The organism is Aeromonas sp. ZOR0001 (assembly GCF_000801015.1).
GTDB classification, from domain to species: Bacteria; Pseudomonadota; Gammaproteobacteria; order Enterobacterales; family Aeromonadaceae; genus Aeromonas; species Aeromonas veronii.
Genome location: NZ_JRJY01000082.1, coordinates 87143 through 105556, shown reverse-complemented (window position 1 = coordinate 105556; position 18414 = coordinate 87143). Strand labels below are relative to the sequence as shown.

The window sequence follows — 18414 nt, the reverse complement described above, 5'->3', positions numbered from 1 at the left end:
AAGAGGATGGTGGTGATCAGATCACCAAGTCCTCAGTTAGTTCCTTGATTTGGGCAATAACACAAATAGACATAACAGGATTCTGTGTTCAAAAGAGGCTCCCGCGCGAAGCGGGAGCGGGGGGATCAGGGCTTGAGCAGTTGCAGCGACTCTTCTGCGGCCTTGCCCTGGGAGAGGGTGATATCGACCCGGCGGTTCGCCTGGCGATGTTCGGGGGTGTCATTGGCAAAGCGGGGTTGAGTGTCGGCAACACCCTGAGCGATGATTCGTCTGGCATCCAGCTGGGGATTGGTCAGCATGGTCTGCACGATGGAGGAGGCCCGCAGCACAGAGAGCTCCCAGTTGTTGCGATAGAGCTCCACCGGCGCTTGGGAGTTGTCGGTATGACCGGTGACCACTACCTGCCCCGGGATGTTGGCCAAAATTCCGGCGATCTTGTTGACCAGCGGGATGAACTGGGGCTGCAGGAACGCCGAATCGGCGGGAAACAGCGCCTTCTCGCCGATGCGGATCACCAGCTGACTGCCAAGCTGCTCGACCTCCAGATCCTTCGATTCAATCTGGGCCTTTAGCTGCTGTTCCAGCTTCTGCTTGGTCACCTGCACCCACTCCTGCTCCTTGGTCTTGTGGGGCCAGGCTTCGGTGGCGCTCGGTTTTTCCGAGGCACCTATGGTCTCGTTGAAGGGGTCCGATGCCGCCATGGGGGCATCTTTCTCCAGCACAGTCTCCTCTTTCGGGCTGCTCGGCGTAGTTTTTGATTCTGGCTCGAGAATCCCTGTGCCCCCCTGCATCAAAGGTGAGCCGGCAGGCGGGGAGATGAGGCCGATTTTACCCAGCGACTCGATAAAGCCCTGGATAAGCACCCGGGTTTCGGACTGCTTGGCCATGGCAAAGGAGTAGAGCACCACAAACAGGGCGAACAGCAGGGTCATGAAGTCGGCATAGGAGACCAGCCAGCGTTCGTGGTTCTCCGGTGCTTCAGCCTTTTTCTTTTTGGCCACCGTGACCTCCCAGATAAGGTTCGAGGGTAACTTGCAGGCGCGCTTGGGATTCGCCATCCACGATGCAGAGAATGCCGGTCAGGGTCATCTCCTTGTAGTGGCGGATCTGGTGGGCGAACCCTTTGTAGCGGTTGCCGAACGGCAAGAAGATCAGGTTGGCGGCGGATACCCCGTAGATGGTGGCGATAAAGGCCACCGCGATGGCGCCACCCAGTTTGTCGGGGGCATCCAGCAGACCCATGGCGTGGATCAGGCCAAATACCGCCCCGACGATCCCCATGGTCGGGCAGTAGCCGCCCATGGCTTCATAGAATTTGACCGTCTGTTCGAGATCTTCCTGCTCGAACTCGATCTCGTTCTCCAGCACCTCGTGGATTTTGGCCTTCTCGTAGCCATCGACCATCATCTGCACCCCTTTCTTCAGGAAGGGATCCTTGATCTCCTCGATCATCCCTTCCAGCGCCAGCATACCGCTGCGGCGGGCGTTGCCTGCCAGGGTCTCCAGCAACTGTGCCTGTTCCAGCAGGTCGAGTTTGAGGGGAGAGAGCAGCCATTTGAAACGCCTCATGGTGCTGCCGACGACGGAGAAAGGGAACTGGGTCAGCGCAGCACCTATGGTGCCACCTATCACGATAAGAAATGCGGGCAGATCGAGCAGTGCACTGGGATGACCACCCTCGATCATGTTGCCGCCAAGGATGGCGATCAACGCCAGTACCAAGCCAATCAAGCTCATTTTTTACACGTCCCTGCATGTTGATAATGGCTAGTGTAGCTACTTAAGTATCAGTTTTTCAAAATGAAATCCAATCGCTGAGCAATTAATGGGCGCTGGGTAACGTCCATAATAAGAAGGCGTGTTGCGGCCATAAGATGGCATTGCAATCATCTTGTTGCTCCTGTTGTGACAGGAAGGAACGCTTGTCGGGTGGGGCAAGCACAAAAGCAAGGTAGGGGGCGGGTGCTGGCAATACGAAAAGCGGTGATGTTCCATCAGGGCTTTGCAAACCGGGGGATGAGTGTGTGGATGATCTGCCACTGCGTGGCTCTGGCTCACTTGTCGGCATAGGTGTTTGCGTTTGCCGGAAAGCAAAAAACCGACCCTGAGGTCGGTTTTTTTAGATTTGGCGGTGAGGGAGGGATTCGAACCCTCGATACGTTGCCGTATACACACTTTCCAGGCGTGCTCCTTCAGCCACTCGGACACCTCACCAAATTTTCGTTCGCTGCGCTGTTGCGCTGGAACGGGGCGTAATTTAGGGGAAAGGGCTGTGTGGGTCAACCTCTTTTCCCCTTATTTTTCATAATCTTTTCCGAATGCCTAACCCTTGCGCAGAATGCCGGTTTTTTAAACCGGATCAGGGCTTGTCGAGGATGATCAGACTGTCCGGCAGCTCGTTTTGATCTCGGGTGGCCGGGAAGGCATCGGTCAGAATGGCGCTAACGCGCTCCACGCACTCCAGAAAACCCTGTTCGATCTCCTTGTTGCGCACTCGCGCCACGAAGTCGTCGATGATCTCCTGCCACTGGCCGTTGTCGATATGCTGGGCGATGCCGTCATCTACCAGTATTTCTACATAGTGCTCGGCAGCCGAGACGAAGATCAGCACCCCGAGCCGGTCGCGGGTGCGGTGCAGTCCCTGCTCGACAAATTGCAGGCGAGCCATCAGGGCCGCCCGGTGCTGGCGAACCTTCTTCGGGATGAGCCGCATCTTGATGGGGGTCCAGTGGAACAGCAGGCTCAGCAGCAGCCAGACTGACCACTGCACCAGCAGGATTTCGTACCAGCCGAGCCAGAAGCCGAGCTGGAACACCAGCAGCGGGGTGAGCATCGCCAGCAGCGCCGCCCAGAGGGTGGGAATGTAGCGATAGCCATCGCTGGCCGGGGCCAGCACGGTGACCAGTTCAGCATCAGTCTCTAGCTCCGCTTCGCGCACCTTTGCCTGAAGCGTGTGGAAGAACTGTTTAGAAATCATGATTTGTCTCTTTACTCCTGTTACCAGCCACCGGAGGCTCCGCCGCCGCCAAAACTGCCGCCGCCACCGCTGAATCCGCCGCCGGAGCGACCACCAAAGGAGCCGGCACCCAATCCACCAGCCATGTAAGTCGACCGACGTCGTCCTCCCGGCCCACCGCCACCACCCCCGCGCAGGTTGTGGAGCACGATCATCGCAATCACCACCAGAATAAACAGCCAGGGGCCGCCACCGTTGTCACTCTTTGGCTGCTCGACCGGCTGATATTCTCCGGCGAGTGCCTTCATGATGCTCTGGCTGCCCGCCATGATCCCGGCCACCATATCGCCGCGCTTGAAGGCGGGCAGGATGCGGCCATGGATGATGTTGGCTGCGATGGCGTCGGGCAGGGCGCCTTCCAATCCATAGCCTACCTCGATGCGAACCTTGCGCTCATCCTGGGCGATCAGCAACAGCACGCCATTGTTCTTGTCTTTCTGGCCGATCCCCCAGTGGCGACCGAGCTGGTAGCCGTACTCCTCGATAGTCTCCCCATCGAGGCTGTCGACAGAGACCACCACCAGCTGGATACCGCTGCGCTTTTCAAAGGCGGCCAGCTGTTGGGTCAGTTGATGGGCCTGTTTGCGGGACATCAGACTGGCTTCGTCCACCACCCGTCCGCTCAGCGTCGGGAAGTCCGGTGCCGCTTGCAGGGCTGTGGCCCAGAGCAGCAGACAGGGAAGAAACCAGCGCAGCATCATCTTCATTGGAAGCTGACCTTGGGCGCCTCATCGGCACCGGGTTTGGCACTGAAACTGGGTTTGGCCTCCAGATCCGAGTAGAGCAGCTTGGACCAGATGACGCCGGGGAAAGTGCGGATCTCGGTATTGAATTGGCGTACCGCCTCGATATAGTCGCGACGAGCCACCGAGATGCGGTTCTCGGTGCCTTCCAGTTGGGCCTGCAGGGCAAGGAACTGCTGATCCGCTTTCAGCTCGGGGTAGCGTTCTACCACCACCATCAGGCGGGAGAGGGCGCTTGAGAGCTGGTTCTGCGCCGCTTCAAACTCCTTGAGCTGGGCAGGATCGCTCACCTGCACGCTGCCGACCCGGGCACGGGCATCGGTGACCGCTTTGAGGGTCTCCTGCTCATGGCTGGCGTAGCCCTTGACGGTGGCGACCAGATTGGGAATGAGATCGGCACGGCGCTGATACTGGTTCTCAACCTGCCCCCAGCTTGCCTTGACCTGCTCATCCAGGGTCGGAATATTGTTCATGCCGCAGCCGGTCAGGCCGAGCAGCAGGGTCAGGGTCAACAGGCTCTGCGTGGTTCTGCGCCAGAGTGATGTGGCCATCTTGTTGTTCTCCTTTGGTATTTCGAGTCGATAGTGCGCCATGGATGGTGTACGACCAAGAGTGCACCACCATACCAGCTTGGGGTCAGTTGCCACAACGCGCAGGTAGCTCAGGTCGCTTGTTGATGCCGGAGACCTTGGGCAACTGGGGCTTGTCTTTTAGCCAGGATGCCAGCTCTTCCCCGCAGCCATTGCCGGGCGGAATGGGAGCCTGGGGTTCACAATCGGGGCTGCCGACCGGGCAGCGCAGCCGCACGTGGAAGTGGCTGAAGTGGCCCACCCAGGGGCGTAGCTTGGCGACCCAGGGTTCGTTACCAGCTTGTTGGCAGACCGCGGATTTGATCACCGGATTGACGAAGATGCGGGCCACCTCGGGTTTGCTGGCCGCCAGCCGCAGCAGGGTGAGCTGCTGTGGGCCAAAGCGGCCCGGTAACATTTTGTAGCTGGGTTCGTCGATCAGTGCCCACTCCTTGGGGGCATCCTGCTCCCATTTGCTGATGGGGCGGTTGGCCATGCGAAACCAGATATCGGCATCAAGTCCGGTCTGATGGCTGCGATGGCCAGAGGTAAAGGGGCCGCCACGGGCCATCGCCAGATCAGCGATGTAGAGATCTGGCAGCCCGGCCATGCGGGTCTGGTTGGCCAGCGCTTGCAGATAGTGGATGAGGTCGGGGTGGCCGTAGTAGCGCAGCCGCTTGGTGCGGATCACCTGATAACCCGGCCCTTCAAGGGGCAGGGATACGCCGTTTTTCAGGCAACCGGCGGCATAACCACCGATGGCTTCCGCTTGCAATACAGTCGCCAGCAACAGGGACGTCAGCATGTACGTGCTCCTTGTCTTGCTTCGAGTCGGCTCAGCAATACGAACAGACTCAAACATATAAATAAATAGGCCGCGGCCACCAGCAGCCAGATCTCGTAGACCAGTCCGCTGGAGTTGGCCATCTCGGTGCCGACGAAGGTGAGCTCCTGCACCGAGATAAGGGAAACGATGGCGGTATCCTTCACCAGCGCGATGAGCTGACCGGTGAGGGGGGGTAGCATCAGCAGCATGGCCTGCGGCAGGATCACATGGCGCAGCCGCACCCAGGGGGATAGCCCGAGACTCTGCGCCGCCTCCCACTGGCCACGGGGGATGGCGGCCAGCCCTGCGCGGACGATCTCGGCGACGAAGGCGGCGCTGATCATGCCGACACAAAGGGTGCCTGAGATGAGGTTTTCCCAGCGGGATGGTGGGCCAAACAGCGCCTCTTGCCACGGGGAGAGTGATACGGTGCCGAGCCAGCGGGAGAGGCCGCTCGCAGGCAGCAGCTGGTTGGCGATAAAGAAGTAGAAGATGAAGATAAAAACCAGCGGCGGCAGATTGCGGATCAGCTGGATAAACAGGGTCGCGGGCATCACCAGCCAGGGGCGGCGGCTGAAGGCGGCTACCCCCAGCGCAGTACCGAGCAGCAGCGCCAGTACCATGCCGAGCAGGGCGATGCGCAAGGTGGTGAGCAGACCGCTGAAAAAGTAGGGCAACTCGCCGTGAGGGCCAGGGGTGAACAGCAGATCGAAGGCTTCATGCCAGCGCCACTGATAGGCCACCCCGATGTGCAGGCGGCTGGCCAGCCAGAGGCCAGCCAGCAGCAGGATCAGGGCGATCGCCCCATCCAGCCAGTTGATGTTCCGACATGCCCCACGGACGATGCGCCGGATGGTCTGTTTGAGGGCCATCAGCATCAGGGATTGGCGACCTGCGCTTCCCACGCCAGCGACTTGAACCAGTAGTCATGGCGCGCCTTGAGCCAGCCATCGGCCTGACGGGCGGCGATCCACTCGTTGAACTGCTCAGCCAGGGCATCATCCCCCTTGCGCAGGGCAAAGCCTTCATCGCCTTGTGCCAACGGCTCGGCAAACGGCATAAAGAGGGCATCGGGGTGGCGCAGCGCCTCTTGCTCGGGTTTCGGGGAAGAGGAGAGGGCGCCGTGAGCGCGGCCGTTCAGCACCTCCTGAAATACCTGTGACTCGTCATCAAACTGGCGCAGGGTGGCCTTGGGGAAGTGTTCTTTTGCCACCTGTACCGGTGAGGCGCCACGACGTACCGCCAGGATCACCCCGCGCTGGTTGAAGTCCGCCACGGTTTTCTTCTCTTTGGCCATGGTGCTGGAGGCAGCCAGCTGCACCCCCGAATGGGAGTAGGCCTGGGTGAAGCGCACGCTCTTCTCCCGCTCGGGGGTGATGGTGAGGCCGCCGATGATGACGTCATATTTTTTCGCCAACAGGGAGGGGATGATGCCATCCCAGGCGGTAGGCACGAACTCTACCTGCCAGCCGTTATCTGTGGCGAGGCGACGGGCCACGTCAATCTCGAAACCGATCAGGGCCCCCTGCTTGTCGCGCATCGCCCAGGGGGCGAAGGTGGACATGCCGACCCGCAGGGTACCGCTCTGCTCGATCTGCGCTTGGGTGTCGGAGGGGGCAGTTTCTGCCAGTGCCGGAGTGAGCAGGCTTGCCAGCAGCAGGGCTGCGCCCGACAGGGTGGTCTTGAGTGACAGATTCATGGTTAGCGTCCTTGTTTGTCCGGATTCAGGTGACGGGCCAGCGCCCGCGAACAGGCTGACAGCGTCAGGGTTAACAGCAAATAGAGGGCAGCCACGGTAAACCACACCTCAAAGGTCAGAAACGTATCGGCAACCAGAGTACGCCCTTCGTTGGTCAGATCGAAGATGGCGATCACACTCACCAGCGCCGAATGTTTGATAAGGGAGATCAGCTCGTTGGTGAGCGGCGGCAAGGTGATGCGCACCAGCTGGGGCAGGATCACCTTGCGCAGGGTGATGGTTCGCGACAAGCCAAGGGAGTGGGCTGCCTCCCACTGTCCTTTGGGAATGGCCTGTACGCCTGCACGCAAGACCTCGGCGGTGAAGGCCCCCTGATAGAGGGAGAGGCTCAACACGGCGCAGGCAAGGGGGGCCAGTCCCAGCATGGGGCCCAGCAAGAAATAGAGAATATAGAGCTGCACCAGCTGGGGCGTGGTGCGCACCAGCGCCAGATAGGCGATGGCGAGCCAGGGGCCGAGCCGGGAGGGGAGCAGCCGCAGGCTAACCACGCACACCCCGACCGCCAGAGTGCCCAACAGGCTGAGCAGCGCCACCTGCAAAGTGACCAGCAGGCCGTTTAGCAGGGGGCCGGCATAAAAGGTTCCCTCATCCCATTCACCGAGAAAGGGCAACACCCGCGGCCACTGCCACTCATAACCCATCTGGCGAGCGCCGCTATAGAGCGCCCAGCCCAGTAGCGCAGAGAGCATGACTGTGCCTGACAACCAGCCGAGCTGGCGGGTGCGTTTGAGCCTAGCCATGATAGCTGAGCACCTGTTCGAGGAAGGCCTGGGTGCGCGGGTGCCGGGGGGCGCTGAACAGCTGGGCGGGCGGGGCCGATTCGATGATCTTTCCCTCGTCCATAAAGAGCACCCGATCCGCCACCTGACGGGCAAAGCCCATCTCGTGGGTGACGCAGATCAGGGTCATCCCCTCGTCAGCCAGCTCGCGGATCACATCGAGCACTTCACGGATCATCTCGGGGTCGAGGGCGGAGGTGGGCTCGTCAAACAGCATCAGCTCGGGTTGCATGCAGAGGGAGCGGGCGATGGCGACCCGCTGCTGCTGGCCGCCGGAGAGCTGGTGGGGGTATTTGTCGGCCTGTGCCTGAATGCGCACCCGCTCGAGCAGCCCGCTCGCCCGGGCTTTGGCCTCCTGAGGGCGCAGCCCCAGGGTATGCACCGGCGCCACCATCAGGTTTTCCAGCACCGTCATATGGGGGAAGAGGTTGAACTGCTGAAACACCATGCCGACCCGACCTTGCAGGCGACGCAAGTAGGCGGGGGTTACCGGCTCGCCAAACAGGAATAGCTGGCCGCCGTCGATCCCCTCCAGCCCGTTGATGGTGCGGATCAGGGTCGATTTTCCCGAGCCTGACGGGCCACAGATGACCCACTTCTCTCCCCGTTCAATGGTGAGATCGATGTGATGAAGAGCCTGAAAGTCGCCATAGAATTTGTCGACGCCACAAAAGCGCACACAGGGTTGCGAGCTGGTCAAGAAGCGGGTTCCACTGAGAATCATTTACGCCATGGTATTGATTTTATAGGGGGATGACAAAGAAAACCCCCTTGTCAGCATCCTGATGCCTATTCACAATGGCGCCATTTTGTGATGACAGGAGCTTTTCATGCGTATTACATCCTTGCTTGCCGGTTCCCAGGTGCAGCTGTTGATGCCGCCAGCGGTTCGCTATCGCTGCGTCATTTTTATGCTGTTGCTGGTGAGTTGGGGCGTGGTGGCGGCCTCCTTGTGGGATGGTTGGGGCGCCATGGCGCTGCTCAACTGGGTGGGCGTGGTCTTTGGTGGCATCACCGGGATCATGGTGTCGCTGCCCCGCAGCTGGCAGCCCTGGCGACTGGCGGAGCTGGGGTGGGATGAACAGCATATCTATCTGCTCAATGGCAACAAGGATGAGGCGCTGGCACTGCCCCGCAGCCAGCTGGTGGCGCTCGAACGGGAGAGGCGAGTGGGCCACGACGGCCAGTGGCTCGACTTCAGCCTCGATCTGCAACTGAGTGAAGAGGAGCTGGCGGCGGCCATGGCCTTGCTGGATCTCAAGGCGGGGGAGCTGCATCTGGTGAGCCCGTCTGTCTATCGCTTCGGCTTTAAACGGGCCTGGCACGGTCGCCGGATGCTGGCGCAACGGTTGTCAGATCTGCAATCGGCCTGAGTCGACTATTTTCTCGACAATTCCCGGCAAAGCTCAGATACTGCCAGTGACTCGAATTGATCTTGTCTGCACTGTTAACCCAAGAGATCAATCACTTGACGACAGTGTGGAGAAGGCCACGGCATGAAGCCATGGCAGGTCCGGCATAGGGGTTGTGCCCTTACCGTTATGCTGGGAATTGCATAGAGAAGGCACCTTGAATCGAGAGTGGATGGCATGAAGATTTACGTAGGAAATCTGTCGTACCGGATGACGGCCGACGAACTGAAAACCCTGTTCAGCCAGTTTGGACAGGTCGACAAGGTTGATATCATCATCGACCGCGATACCGGTCAGTCAAAGGGGTTTGGTTTTATTGAAATGCCGGTCAATGGTGATGCCGAGAAGGCCATCGCTGGTCTGCATGGTACTGAAGTCGGTGGCCGTACCATCACCGTCAACCAGGCCAAACCGAAGACAGATGCTCCCCGTGGTCGCCCGCAACAGCGCCACCGCTAAGGTGCCTCGGCAATAACAAAACGGCATGGGTTTCCCCCATGCCGTTTTTGTTTCTGGACGTTTTGCTGTTATCAGGGGACGTCGTAACCGAGCGCCGCCTTGCGGATGCGGAACCACTGCTGGCGATTGAGGACGATGGATTCGGCGGCCACGGCGGCAGCAATCCGCTCTCGTTTGCCGGAGCCAATCAATGGCAGCGGCTGGCTTGGCAACATCATTACCCAGGCGTAGACCACCTGCTCGATAGTCTGGGCGCCCACTTCCTGACGGATCTGCTCCAGTTCGGCACGCAGCGGGGCATAGGCGTCATCGCTGAACAGTCGGCCGCCGCCGAGACATGACCAGGCCATCGGCTTGATGCCAAGCTGCTGGCACTGATCCAGGGTACCATCGAGGGTCCCTTCCTGATGAAGCGGCGAGATCTCCAGCTGGTTGGTGACCAGCGGGAAGGGGAGGCGCGATTGCAGTAGCTCGAACTGACGGGCGGTGAAGTTGGATACCCCGGCGTGCTTGATCTTGCCCGCCTGTTTCAGGGTGATAAAGGCGTCGGCCACTTCATCGGCGTTCATCAGGGGATCCGGGCGGTGGATCAGCAGCAGGTCCAGATGGTCGGTGCCGAGCTTGCGCAGCGAGGCCTCGGCGCTGGCGATGATATGGTCCTTGCCGGTGTTGTAGTGGTTGAGAGCATGCTCCGGCTTGGCGGTGAGGGCGATACCGCACTTGGTGACGATCTCCATCCGGCTGCGCAGGGAAGGCTCGAGGCGCAGGGCCTGACCAAAGGCCTCTTCGCACTGGTAGCCACCATAGATATCGGCGTGATCGATGGTGGTGACCCCCAGATCCAGATGATATTTCATCAGATCGAGCAGAGCGGCCGGAGAGAGCTGCCACTCCATCAGGCGCCAGTAACCCATGATGAGGCGAGAGAAGGTGGGGCCTTGCGGATGCAGGGCGACACGGGATACAGACATGGTTGACTCCTTGAAAAACACGATGCGAAAACGATGTGCAACATAGATGACTGCGGGCATCTTGGCCTCATGTGGCTGGCAAAGCAATAATGGGCAGTGGCATGATTCGAACTTTGGTTCTGATCGCAGAGTAGGAGAGAGAGTTGGATGGAAGGATTTGCCGAGCGCTTGCAGAGCCTGATCGGGGAGATGAGCGTGAGCGCGTTTGCCCGCAAGGTGGGGCTCAGTGAAGCGCTGATCCGCAAATATTTGAAGGGAGCCGAGCCTGGCCTGGCGCGGGCCAACCAGATCGCCATGGGGGCCAACTGCTCGCTGGAGTGGCTGGCAACCGGCTGCGGTTATCTCTACCGTCAGGCGGAAGTGGTAGACAGGGAGGCGCTGGCAGCGGCGCAGCTACTGCTGGGCGAGCAGCAACCCGGGGTGGGGCTGCCCGATGAGGAGGCACTGGTCACCCTGCTCGCCTATTACCAGTTTTTGCGCACCCACAAGAAAGCGGACGGTTTTCTCGACTTGGCGCTGGCGCGGGAGTTTGGTCGCCATCTGGGGGAAGCGTGATGAGGGGCATATTACCCTTTGGTCGTGTCACGGCCGGTTGATTATTCTGATACGCTCTAAGCAAGATAAGTCTCCATGGAATGGGCGATGAGCTACTTGATCCTCGGAAGCGGTGCGCTGGGCTCGGCGCTGGCAAGAGAGCTGATGGCAAGGGGGGAGTCCTTCCTTCTGGCCGGGCGCACCTATCCAAAAGGGATCGAGATGGGGGCCTTCTTCCCGCTGCAAGAGGTGGACGCCATCTCGTTCGACGCCCTGTTTACCCTCTACGACACCGATCCGCTCCCCACCGTGGTAATCAACACCATCGGCCTGTTGCACGATGTCAGCTTTATGCCGGAGCGGCGGGTCGAAGAGGTGCACCCCAAGTGGCTGTGCGACAGCCTGCTGGCCAATGCCTGGCCAACACTGGCGCTGGCTGCCCGTTTCAGTCGGTTGATGGGCAATGACCATCCGCTGTGGCTCTGTGCCATCTCTGATCTGGCGGGCTCCATCACCGCCAATCTGGAGGGGGGACGTTACAGCTACCGGATGAGCAAGGCGGCCCTCGACATGGGGGTGAAAACCCTGGCCCTTGAGTGGACGCAGCGTTTCCCGCAAGCAGGGGTGGTGGCCGTTGCGCCCGGCTTGATGGACTCCCCGATGAATACCCCCTTTCTGAGCGAGTTGCCTGTGGCGCAATTGCAGGATCCGGCCGAGGTGGCTGTGAAACTGCTCAATCTCATCAAGGGGTTATCGTTGACCCAATCGGGCCAGCTGCTGGATCTCAACGGTCAGCCGCTGCCTTGGTAAATCCCGCCTGCGGGTTCTATGGACGTCTATTGGCTTCACATTCTGCTCATGCGCCCCTTGCCAAGCGAGGGGCGCATGGCTAACGTCACTCTCCTGTTTCAGGAGGGATCTCATGCGCTATATCGATTTACGAAGTGACACCGTCACCCAGCCTACTGACGCCATGCGTCAAGCCATGCTCCACGCCGAAGTCGGTGACGATGTCTATGGTGAAGATCCGGGCGTCAACGCGCTGGAGGCCTTTGGGGCCAGATTGCTGGGCAAACAGGCGGCGCTGTTTGTGCCGTCCGGCACCATGTCCAATCTGTTGGCGGTGATGAGCCACTGTCAGCGCGGTGAGGGGGCCATCCTCGGCAACGCCGCTCACATCTATCGCTATGAAGCGCAGGGGAGTGCCGTGCTGGGCTCCGTAGCCCTGCAACCCTTGCCGATGCAGCACGATGGCACGCTGGCATTCGATGATATCAGGGCCGCGCTGGCCCCTGATGATGCCCACTTCGTCCAGACTCGCCTGATCTGCCTTGAGAACACCCACAACGGCAAGGTGCTGCCGCTCTCCTATCTGCAGGAGATGGGGGCATTCGTTGCCGAGCGCGGCTTGAAGCTTCATCTTGATGGCGCTCGGCTTTTTAACGCCGCCGTGGCCAGCGAGACCCCGGTCGGGGTGATCGCTGCACCGTTTGACAGCATCTCGATTTGTCTCTCCAAGGGGTTGGGGGCACCAGTGGGCTCGCTGCTGGTGGGCAGCCACGATTTCATCGCCCGTGCGCGCCGCCTACGCAAGATGCTGGGGGGTGGCATGCGTCAGGCGGGGATTCTGGCGCAAGCCGGTCTGTTTGCCCTCGAGCAGCATGTGACCCGTCTGGCCGATGATCACCGCCGTGCCAAACGGCTGGCCGAAGGGTTGGCTGCACTCCCGGGCATCGAGCTCGACCTCTCGCTGGTGCAGAGCAACATGGTGTTCCTGCGGCTGCGTGAGGGGGAATCGGCCCCTCTGCTCGCTTTTATGAAGGAGCGGGGGATCCTCTTCTCCGGTTACGGCGAGCTGCGGCTGGTGACCCATCTGCAAATCAACGATGACGATATTGAAGAGGTGATCGACGCCTTCACCGAGTATCTCGGGGCGCGTTGAGACGGCTGGTGAGGTAGAGGTTATACCAAGACCTGTTCATACCGAAATAACAGAGGGCGCCGCGGCGCCCTCTGTTATTTGCTGCAAGCTCAAGCCTGCCGCTGGCCGCTCATCAGCATGGCCTCATCAGTGGCATCGTAGATCATCACCGCGATGTGGGTCACCTGACCGCCGAAATCGGCCAGTGGCACCAGGGTCAGGTTCTGGAACATGTGGGGGGCCGAGCCGGTAATGGGGCGGTAGTTGGAGAAACGCAGCAGATAGGGCTTCTGCTCCCAGGTGCTGAAGGCGCGGTTGTTGAGTTTGAAGACCATGTTGGCCTTGCGTTCGAACCAGGCTCTGTCCACATCGGGGAAGAGCTCGAACAGTACGCCATCGCGCACGTCACTGGCCAGTCGGCCGCTGTGGCTCTCCATAAAGCCGTTCCACACCTGTACCTTGTACTCCTTGTCGAGCACAACCAAGCCTACGTCCAGGTTCTGGACTATGTTCATCAGCCAATGAAATTCACGGATTTCCATAGTCACTCCTAGAGCATGTGCATGATTTTGTTGTTCATGGTGGCGATGGAATCTTCGGTAAACAGCAGCAGCAGATCACACTGCACCGCGTAATCCTGGATCCGGTAGTTGATCTCGATGGCGAGCGTGCGGCGCCAGCGACTCTTGTTGGTGTTGATCAGCTCGTTGATGGGTCTGTGCTGGCCGAGCACCACCGGGTGCCCCTGACTGAAGGGGGTGTCGAGCTGGTTGGCGTAGCCGCGCAGGAAGGCGCCGATCAGCACGTTGGCGGTATCCATCAACAGCTCCAGTTCGGCGGTGCGATCCAGCGTCCCCTGATGGTTCATCAGCTTGGCCAAATCTTTGAAGCTGGAGTCATGGAACAGGATCAGCGCTTCACCGGCGATCCCCGCTCCGATAAACCCCTGACAGACGGCGGAGAGGGTATCTGAATCCGCAGCGGCCGAGAGGGCCATATGCAACTCTGATACTTCCAGCACGTTGACGTTGGGGATAGGCAGTACCACGAAGGCGTTGAGCAGACGAGCCAGCAAGTCGGCGGCCTGACCCATGGAGACGTTGGCCAGCTCCTGATAGACATCGCGGATTTCGGGGGTGATCTTGACGCCTGCATCGGCTACCACGCCGTTTGGCTGCTGCTCGGGGGCGCTTGGTTGACCGCTCGGGGCGGCGCTCCAGAAATCATGCTTTTTGAGCAGGGCGAGCAGGGTCTCGGGGGCGGCGGGTTTCTTGATGAAATCGAGCGCCCCCAGCCCCATGACCCGTTGATAGGCCTCTGGCTGGATATCCCCGGAGACCACGATCACCTTGTTGCGTAGACCCTCCCGTTGGAGGGTCTCCAGCACGCCGTAACCGTCCATTTCCGGCATGGTCAGATCGAGGAAGATGAGATCGCCATGACCCATCAGCACCTGTTCGATCCCTTCGAGACCATTGGCTGCGTAGTGCAAATCGACTTTCCAGTCGGCCGGGAGCGCCCGCGCCAGCTGTTTGCGGGCGAACCCGGAGTCATCACATATCAATACATTCATGGCGTTAGGCAGGCTCTGTTGGCAAGGGATGCTATAAGTGTGGCCCGCTAACGGTCAGATGCAATGGGTGAGGCTATCACCTTGTGAAAATTGGTTGTCCCACTGCCGATTGCGATAGCGTGCTGAGTATTTTTCAACAAATTCAACGAACATCTTAACACGCAACGGAGCGAACTGGTGCTGGCAACACAACATGTAGAAGGGGCGATTGCCGGTTTGCCAGTCGGTCAGTACCGGCACCAGCTGCTCGTCATGGAGGAAGCTGCTCAGATAGTGCAGTGGGGCGTTGACGATCCCCAGATGACGCCGGGCTGCGCGTACCGCGGCCTGGGTCTGGTTGACGGTCAGTTTGGCGCTGCGTTTGATGCAGACGCTCTGGCCATCCTTGTCGGTCAGCTGCCAGTGCTGGTGAGGCCAGCAGTAGATGAGATCATGCTCTTCCAGCTGGTTGGGATGGGAGGGGGTGCCCTTCTTGGTCAAATAGAGTGGTGAGGCAAACAGGCCGTACTCGATATGGCCGAGACAGATCGCATTGGGCAGCGACTGGGGCAGCTCACCGTTGAAGAACACCAGGTCCCGATCATTGTCGAACAGGTGCTGGTGATCATTGGTCTGGGTGATATCGAACTGTACCTCGGGATAGTGCAGCCCGAATTCGGCCAGCATATCGATGAGGATGGTGTTGGAGAGCGCGATGGGCGCCGCTACCCGGATAAGCCCGGTGATATCGGCCTCTTGACCCTGGATCTCGCTGGTGGCCTGCTCGATTTGTGCGAGTGGCGTGCAGAGACGTTCGTAGTATCTTAGGCCATCATCGGTAAGGCGGAGCTTGCGGGTAGAGCGATGTAGCAGGGAGCAACCCAGTTGCTCTTCCAGCTGGGAAATGCGTCGACTGATGGTGCCTGTTGGCATGCCCAGTGCGGCTGCAGCGTGGGAGAATCCTCCCTCTTGCACCACCTTGACGAACAGGTAGAACTCTTCGATGTGCTTCATAAACGCTGTTCTGGGTGTAACAAGGGGGCAACCATAAAAAGAGCGTTCCGGGTTGGCAAGGGTAATTCAGCGTTTAATTGATCTGGATTCGATTTCTGTTGATACCAGTTATCCACCCGCCCGTCATCTCAGTTTCCCCGAGCTGGTGATTATTTCGGCACGATGCCAAATGGTACTACGGCAGTGATGTTTGCCATATTCCCTGATTGATTCCGCTATAACTGCGAGCGAAGGCCGATATTGCAACCTGATGGAAGGAATCTGGGTTGCTCTGCGTACTCAGCCGGGGTGGTTTGCCATCCACAGCCAATGTGATGCAGATCATATATTCGGGTTTTGCTCATTGCCTGTTGAAAAATGAATTTGGGGTATATCAATTCCGCCTTAGTGAACTATTTTTGTCCGTTTTGGCGTTTTTTTGGCTGTTTATCCATCCGCTTGGTTAATTAATGGAAGCTTTGTGACAGAGAGTGATGACTATTTCCACCATTGATTTAAATGTTAATAACAAATTTGTCGCAGCAAATATGCAATTGCTCTTTCAAGGTCTCGAGTGGATAGCTCTTAGTGCTTGTTTTTACTGGGGAAAAAAGTTAAAAATCGACTATATGATTTGCCTGGATTAACAGGGTCCTTGGCTGAGTCCTTTGTAGTATTGCCGCACAGGCTACCCTGTTGTTGATATCTGAAATAGTTTTGTCCGCTCTTGGCTATGTGAAAAGGGATAATGGCCGAGAGGTATTTGCACCTTGCATTCTGCAGCTAGCGGTTTGCCAGATCTGTTTTCCGGTTAACCAGTGACCATCCAGCATGAATGACCTTGACCAGATGAATACGCTTGACGAACGGTTACTGAAGACGATGGATGTTCTGCATACCCCGATCTGGGTTTATGACATCGAGCATCACCATATTTTCTGGGCAAACAGCGCCGCGCTCTCCGTGTGGGAGGCGACGTCTCTCGACGAACTCTGCTCCCGCGACTTCTCTGCCGATATGGCAACCGCCATCGATCTGCTGTTGCAGCGCTATCTGGGTGATTTTCAGCAGGGGCGCAGTTACAACGAGTGGTGGACCCTGTCCCCAAAGGGGGTCAAGAAGCAGATCTATCTGCGCCTCTCCGGTATTCAACTGGCTGGCCGGCTGATGATGATGACCGAAGCGGTGCTCGACTCCGATACCCTCTATCAGGAGTCCTCGCTGGCAACCGGCGATACCCTTGCCTGCCTGTTCGATAGCCATGGTGTGTTCGAGAGTGGTAACTATCACTTCGAAATGTGTTTCGGCCACCAGATCGCCAAGCTCTCCCAGGTTTTCTCCGGCAATGATGACAGCTTCTACCAGAAGCTCTCCCGTCTCGATGAAGTGGTGACCGAGGGGGAGTGCCGAACCCTCAAGGGGATGCGCTGGTTCCAGTATCAGTTCCGCTATATCCAGCAGGGGGCCCGCATTCTGCTCACCATGCGGGATATTACCGATCGCAAACTCGAAGAGCTGGAGCATCGCCACCTCGCCTGGCACGACTCCCTGACCGGCCTGCTCAATCGGTATGGCTTGATGAAATCCCTTGAGGCCTATTGCGGGCTGGGGGAGCGTTTCGCGCTGGTGTTCATGGATCTGGACAACTTCAAGCTGGTCAACGACAACTACGGCCACAAGGCGGGAGATCGCCTGCTGGAGCGGGTCGCCGGTCGCCTCAAACAGATTTGCCCGCGGGATGTGGAGCTGGCTCGCCTCGGTGGCGATGAATTCACAGCACTGGTGCCGCTGGGCAATCAGGGGGATCGGGCGCAAGAGGTGGCCGATCAGATGCTCTCCCAGATGACCAAGCCGCTGCAACTGAGCGGGCTGCCGGAGGTGACCATCGGCGGCAGTATCGGTATCGCCATCTATCCCGATGATGCGGATGACGGGGACAACCTTATCACCCGTGCCGATATGGCCATGTATCAGGCCAAGCAGATGGGGCGGCTGCGCTGGCAGCGTTTCACCCCCAGCATGCAACAGACCCTGCAGCGCAAGCTCAATCTCAAACAGTTTCTGGCCAAGGCCATCGGCCGTCAGGAGCTGAGCCTCTGTTACCAGCCGCAGGTCGATGCCGCCAAACGGCGTCTGATCGGTTACGAGGCGCTGCTGCGCTGGTACAACCCGGTGCTCGGCCATGTCTCGCCGGTGGAATTTATCCCGCTGGCCGAAGAGATGGGGCTGATCCGCGAGATCGGCAGCTGGGTGCTCTCCACCGCGCTGGCACAGGTAGCCAGCTGGCAGAAGCGCTTCCATCAGCGGGTTCCGGTCTCCGTCAACCTCTCCGGTTTCCAGCTCTCGTCGGCGCTGCCCGGGCAAGTTCGCCAGCAGCTGGAGCTGCACGGGGTGGATGCCTCCCTGTTGACGCTGGAGCTGACCGAAACCGTGCTGATGCTCGATATGAAGGGGTGCCTCGGCATTCTCGATGATTTGAGCGAGCAGGGGATCAAGATTGCCATCGATGATTTCGGTACCGGCTACTCCTCGCTGGCCTATCTCAACCGGTTGCCGATCAACAACATCAAGCTGGATCGCTCCTTTGTGGTCGGTCTCAACTTGCCGGTGATCCGGGCGACTGCGGCCATGGCCACCAATCTGGGGTTGGGGATCATGGCGGAAGGGGTGGAGGAGCCTCACGAGCTGGCCGCCCTGCAGACCCAGGGATGCTATGTGTTCCAGGGATATCTGTTCAGCAAGCCGCTGACGGTGGCGCAAGTCGAGGCGAGCGGTTTTGTGGTGGAGTGCCAGGTCGGGCGTTATCCACTGCTAGATGCTGTGATGGCAGAGTAACAAGTGTGCGTTAGGCCACAACTTGGGATTTTATTCCGCAATATT

20 protein-coding genes and 1 tRNA gene are annotated in these 18414 nt (G+C 59.1%); 6 read left to right on the top strand and 15 right to left on the bottom strand.

The genetic code is table 11. The features are described from left to right. Window positions 1-125 precede the first annotated feature (125 nt). From L972_RS11685 to L972_RS11635, 11 genes are all read right to left on the bottom strand, one after another. Window positions 126-1001 (bottom strand): flagellar motor protein MotB, encoded by an 876-nt coding sequence (locus L972_RS11685; RefSeq protein WP_047438379.1) that lies wholly within the window; start codon window positions 999-1001, stop codon window positions 126-128. Then, complete coding sequence (locus L972_RS11680; protein WP_005351127.1) at window positions 979-1737, bottom strand: flagellar motor protein; 759 nt, start codon at window positions 1735-1737, stop codon at window positions 979-981. Before L972_RS11680 ends, L972_RS11685 begins: the two co-directional genes overlap by 23 nt. Window positions 1738-2126: 389 nt before the next feature. Continuing rightward, a tRNA-Ser gene (locus L972_RS11675) sits at window positions 2127-2214 on the bottom strand. A 145-nt stretch (window positions 2215-2359) separates the two neighbouring features. Continuing rightward, on the bottom strand, window positions 2360-2977 hold the full coding sequence (locus L972_RS11670; protein WP_005337196.1) for a TPM domain-containing protein: 618 nt from the start codon (window positions 2975-2977) through the stop codon (window positions 2360-2362). Window positions 2978-2997: 20 nt separating this feature from the next. Then, entirely contained in the window at window positions 2998-3723 is a 726-nt protein-coding gene (locus tag L972_RS11665) for a TPM domain-containing protein (RefSeq protein ID WP_047438377.1), read from the bottom strand. Beyond that, window positions 3720-4310: a LemA family protein gene (locus L972_RS11660; protein WP_005346564.1), complete on the bottom strand. Its 591-nt coding sequence runs from the start codon at window positions 4308-4310 to the stop codon at window positions 3720-3722. The genes L972_RS11665 and L972_RS11660 overlap by 4 nt, the downstream gene beginning before the upstream one ends. Before the next feature lie 85 nt (window positions 4311-4395). Continuing rightward, entirely contained in the window at window positions 4396-5133 is a 738-nt protein-coding gene (gene mepA / locus L972_RS11655) for a penicillin-insensitive murein endopeptidase (RefSeq protein WP_005359850.1), read from the bottom strand. After that, the gene (locus tag L972_RS11650; protein WP_047438375.1) at window positions 5127-6032 is read right to left on the bottom strand and encodes an amino acid ABC transporter permease; all 906 of its coding nucleotides are present in this window, start codon (window positions 6030-6032) and stop codon (window positions 5127-5129) included. Before L972_RS11650 ends, mepA begins: the two co-directional genes overlap by 7 nt. Then, entirely contained in the window at window positions 6032-6853 is an 822-nt protein-coding gene (locus L972_RS11645; protein ID WP_047438373.1) for a transporter substrate-binding domain-containing protein, read from the bottom strand. Before L972_RS11645 ends, L972_RS11650 begins: the two co-directional genes overlap by 1 nt. A gap of 2 nt (window positions 6854-6855) precedes the next feature. Beyond that, window positions 6856-7653: an amino acid ABC transporter permease gene (locus L972_RS11640; protein ID WP_047438372.1), complete on the bottom strand. Its 798-nt coding sequence runs from the start codon at window positions 7651-7653 to the stop codon at window positions 6856-6858. Beyond that, window positions 7646-8416 carry an amino acid ABC transporter ATP-binding protein gene (locus L972_RS11635; protein WP_052200053.1) on the bottom strand — a complete coding sequence of 257 codons (771 nt, stop codon included), beginning with the start codon at window positions 8414-8416 and terminating at the stop codon, window positions 7646-7648. Before L972_RS11635 ends, L972_RS11640 begins: the two co-directional genes overlap by 8 nt. A 106-nt stretch (window positions 8417-8522) precedes the next feature. On the opposite strand from L972_RS11635, the gene L972_RS11630 reads away from it, so the two are divergent. Both L972_RS11630 and L972_RS11625 read left to right on the top strand, forming a co-directional pair. Then, a complete protein-coding gene (locus L972_RS11630; RefSeq protein WP_047438370.1) occupies window positions 8523-9065 on the top strand; it encodes a hypothetical protein in 543 nt (180 codons plus the stop codon). A 216-nt stretch (window positions 9066-9281) separates the two neighbouring features. After that, window positions 9282-9563 carry an RNA recognition motif domain-containing protein gene (locus L972_RS11625; RefSeq protein ID WP_005337180.1) on the top strand — a complete coding sequence of 94 codons (282 nt, stop codon included), beginning with the start codon at window positions 9282-9284 and terminating at the stop codon, window positions 9561-9563. A gap of 71 nt (window positions 9564-9634) precedes the next feature. Here the strand turns inward: L972_RS11625 and L972_RS11620 are convergent, their stop codons facing one another. Next, window positions 9635-10534 carry an aldo/keto reductase gene (locus L972_RS11620; RefSeq protein WP_047438397.1) on the bottom strand — a complete coding sequence of 300 codons (900 nt, stop codon included), beginning with the start codon at window positions 10532-10534 and terminating at the stop codon, window positions 9635-9637. 147 nt (window positions 10535-10681) lie between these two features. Between L972_RS11620 and L972_RS11615 the strand changes: the two genes are divergently transcribed. From L972_RS11615 to ltaE, 3 genes are all read left to right on the top strand, one after another. After that, the gene (locus tag L972_RS11615) at window positions 10682-11089 is read left to right on the top strand and encodes a helix-turn-helix domain-containing protein (protein WP_005351138.1); all 408 of its coding nucleotides are present in this window, start codon (window positions 10682-10684) and stop codon (window positions 11087-11089) included. An 87-nt stretch (window positions 11090-11176) separates the two neighbouring features. Further along, window positions 11177-11878, top strand: a complete 702-nt coding sequence (locus L972_RS11610) for a short-chain dehydrogenase (RefSeq protein WP_047438368.1) — start codon at window positions 11177-11179, stop codon at window positions 11876-11878. Window positions 11879-11990: 112 nt separating this feature from the next. After that, entirely contained in the window at window positions 11991-13010 is a 1020-nt protein-coding gene (ltaE, locus tag L972_RS11605) for a low-specificity L-threonine aldolase (RefSeq protein WP_047438365.1), read from the top strand. An 89-nt stretch (window positions 13011-13099) separates the two neighbouring features. Here ltaE and L972_RS11600 read toward each other — a convergent pair whose 3' ends face one another. The 3 genes from L972_RS11600 to L972_RS11590 are packed head-to-tail and all read right to left on the bottom strand — an operon-like array spanning window position 13100 to window position 15555. Further along, window positions 13100-13531, bottom strand: a complete 432-nt coding sequence (locus tag L972_RS11600) for a PAS domain-containing protein (protein WP_005337175.1) — start codon at window positions 13529-13531, stop codon at window positions 13100-13102. An 8-nt stretch (window positions 13532-13539) separates the two neighbouring features. Further along, window positions 13540-14562: a response regulator gene (locus tag L972_RS11595; protein ID WP_047438363.1), complete on the bottom strand. Its 1023-nt coding sequence runs from the start codon at window positions 14560-14562 to the stop codon at window positions 13540-13542. Window positions 14563-14616: 54 nt separating this feature from the next. Further along, window positions 14617-15555 (bottom strand): LysR family transcriptional regulator, encoded by a 939-nt coding sequence (locus L972_RS11590; protein ID WP_047438361.1) that lies wholly within the window; start codon window positions 15553-15555, stop codon window positions 14617-14619. 861 nt (window positions 15556-16416) lie between these two features. On the opposite strand from L972_RS11590, the gene L972_RS11585 reads away from it, so the two are divergent. Then, complete coding sequence (locus L972_RS11585) at window positions 16417-18369, top strand: putative bifunctional diguanylate cyclase/phosphodiesterase (protein ID WP_047438359.1); 1953 nt, start codon at window positions 16417-16419, stop codon at window positions 18367-18369. Window positions 18370-18414 lie beyond the last annotated feature (45 nt).